This is a genomic window from Synechococcus sp. H55.11 (assembly GCF_047462475.1).
Taxonomy (GTDB): domain Bacteria; phylum Cyanobacteriota; class Cyanobacteriia; order Thermostichales; family Thermostichaceae; genus Thermostichus.
Genome location: NZ_JANSJI010000025.1, coordinates 1 through 2,724, shown reverse-complemented (window position 1 = coordinate 2,724; position 2,724 = coordinate 1). Strand labels below are relative to the sequence as shown.

Here is a 2,724-nt window from a genome sequence, read left to right as displayed (position 1 = left end):
AAACCAGACGGCCAGAAGGCTCAGACATAGCGGCAACGCAACAGTGAGGGGGGCTGGATCTCCATGCTAAGCTCTTGCCCTTGCAACTGAGAATAAGCCTTGGCGAACTCTCCAAGTACAGGCATTTTCAGAGGGTTTTCTCTGTGCTAGTTTAGCGGCAGCAAGCGCAAGGGTCTCCTGACTTATGGTTGCCGAGCAAGTCATCCTAGAGATTCCCGAAGCCATCCTGAAAGGCCTGCAGAATGGGACCTACGAGCGCGTAGGCGGCGTGGTGCGAGAAGTGGCTTCTAAGCAGGTGGTGGCCTGGCTGAGAGAAACAGGGGGCTTGACACTCCCAAATAGCATTGGCAACTGGATCCCGGGAGTGGATATCATCAACGGGATCCTTGCCAACATTCAGTTGAGACAGATCAACCTAAGACTCATTGACATTAGCAATAAACTAAACACTGTCTTAGGCTTAACCCAATTCAATACTGCTCTTGGTCTGGCTAACCTGGGTTTGTCTGCCATAGGCTTTGCGGTCGTTATCTCTAAGCTTGATCAAATTGACTCTCGAATTCAACATCTTCAACAATCCATCTCAGAGCTCAAGGATACAATAGATAGATCGCTCCTTGCTAAGGCCAAGTCTGCTATCAACGTTGCAGAAATAGCTTTGAAGATGTCTTCCCAGACCAACAGGAAGCGATTGGTAACCGAGGTCATTCAGCCTCTGCTTGAGGCCGAGCACTATTATCAAGCTGCGTGGGATTCCAATTGGAACGAGAACAACGGCATTTTGGCTCGCGAGTACATCTTAATCCTATCTTTAGTCTATGTTACAGAGATTAAATGTTACTTAGAGCTGGAGGAGCATGAGATGGCTCTGAAGCGCCTGGCAGAGGCAGAGGAAATTTTAAAACCTCGTATTAGAGATTACATCAAGCTTTTATTGACCAAAAATCCTTCAGGATATCTCCACAGGACTTGCCAAGGAGTCAGCCTATCGAGCGTTGTGGAGATTCTCAAGTATGCAACGGGTGAATCCGATACGAATAAGCTGTTTGACGAATATATACGACCGGCTATTTTCAGCGCACAAGACATTGAATCCTATCTTGATAGTATGCCGATAAGATCTAGGAATGCCATCCTTGCCCTCATTTCCCCATCTCTGGTTGGTTTAGATTGGACATTCTGGGATCGCCTACCCTGGAACACCGCTGCTCGGAGAGACGTCATTTTCAAGCTAATGTCTCGAGTAAATCAAGTTATAGCGACTGCCCAGTCCATGATCGAATTGGACAGGAGGCTAGAAGGCTACAGATACGAAGTCACTGAAATGACTCGGCTTGGCCTCAGCTACCAAGAGTGGCAAAGTCTGGTTTTGCCACCGAGGAGCTCGCCGGAGAATCCGGACTCCAAGGTTTTGCTTCTGCTGCCGGCCTAGGATCAATGGGGGTAGAATCCACCGCCCAAACCAAATAGAACTGCCAGTATGCCAATACCAACAGCGACTCCAGCCGCCAGCTTCAGATCCTCCTTTAGCTTCTCAGCGTCCGCTCTTTCCTTTATCGCCGTCAATAGAAAAAGCTGATCCTCTCCGCTAAGCCCGCTTATAAACTCAGGGGATAAAGACTCAAGGGAGAGACTCTTAAAGTAGTCGATCCTGCTCCTGTAGTAAAGCTGAAGTTGAGTGAGTTCCGCACTTTTTTCTTTCTCATGTAGGGCAATTTTTGACTTCGCCCTTTCTTGGAAACTTTTGGCTGTCTCCACTTGCGCTTTACTGTACCTGTCAGAAAATGCTGACCAAGCAAATGCAAAGGCAATGATTACAAGTATAGTACCAATCGCTCCCCAGCCTCCTAAGAAAGCCAAAAAGCCCAAAAACAAAGAGAAAAGGCAGTTCTGTATGTTTTCATCCTTAGTAAGGAAGGCATAATCAACTCTGGCATCCTCTTCCTTAATGCCGATTGAAATAAGGTTTCTCCTTAGCTCGGACTTCACTTGCTCTATCTTTTGATTGTAGTTAACTTCGATACTTTCCTTGCGACGCTCTATTTCCTTTGCAGCTTTCTGTATCTTGTCAGGGTCGAACGGCCAAGTGCTGCCGTCTTGGGTGCTATAGCTGGGTTTGGCTTTCAGGCCTGGGCTATACTCGCTCCCTTTGGTCTGCGGAGCCTGGGAAGCCCTTTGAGAGTCGTAGGCTTTTCGCTTGACAGGGTCACTTAGTATCGTGTAGGCCTCTTGGATCGACTTAAACTTTTCTTCAATGTATTGTCGAGCCTTGTCCGGTGTACCGGGAGGGAGACGATCCGGGTGATACTCTTTGGCAAGCCGCCTGTAGTTCTCTTTAATTTCTTCAAGGGTCGCGTCAGGCTTTATTTCCAGCTCGCGGTAGAAATCTTTCATGAAGGGATCCCGTCTTTGCTACCTTGCCAGGAGGATTCTACTGTTACCGCTGAAAGCCTGTAAAGTGCTGTTTGATACCAGTTTGTTGTGGGTTGGCTACAACAGCACTTGAGTTTTTAACCAACGGGAGCGGAAGAGTTGGGTGACCAAGGAGCCACAACCTCGCCCAAAATGCCTTGGAGCTCCCCTACCTGCAGTTGCTGTCCTGATTTTGGCCGGGGGCAACAGCCGCCGCATGGGATCCGACAAGGCTTTGGGGATGGGATGCCTCGTGCCACAATGGGTGAAGATTTGCTCTGTTTTCTATCTCGGCGCCGTGCTCAAGCCCCT

At 48.6% G+C, this 2,724-nt stretch carries 2 protein-coding genes; one reads left to right on the top strand and one right to left on the bottom strand.

Annotated elements, in window-relative coordinates; translation table 11 throughout:
* Positions 1–184 precede the first annotated feature (184 nt).
* A complete protein-coding gene (locus tag NW853_RS00835) occupies positions 185–1,432 on the top strand; it encodes a hypothetical protein (protein ID WP_414334892.1) in 1,248 nt (415 codons plus the stop codon).
* A 2-nt stretch (positions 1,433–1,434) separates the two neighbouring features.
* On the opposite strand, the gene NW853_RS00830 is transcribed toward NW853_RS00835, so the two are convergent.
* Positions 1,435–2,394, bottom strand: coding sequence for a J domain-containing protein (locus NW853_RS00830; protein ID WP_414334891.1), 960 nt, complete (start codon positions 2,392–2,394; stop codon positions 1,435–1,437).
* Between the last annotated feature and the right edge of the window lie 330 nt (positions 2,395–2,724).

Coding starts and splice junctions, on each gene's coding strand:
- NW853_RS00830 (WP_414334891.1), bottom strand. CDS start 2,394: ATGAAAGATTTCTACCGCGAGCTGGAAATAAAGCCTGACGCGACCCTT.
- NW853_RS00835 (WP_414334892.1), top strand. CDS start 185: ATGGTTGCCGAGCAAGTCATCCTAGAGATTCCCGAAGCCATCCTGAAA.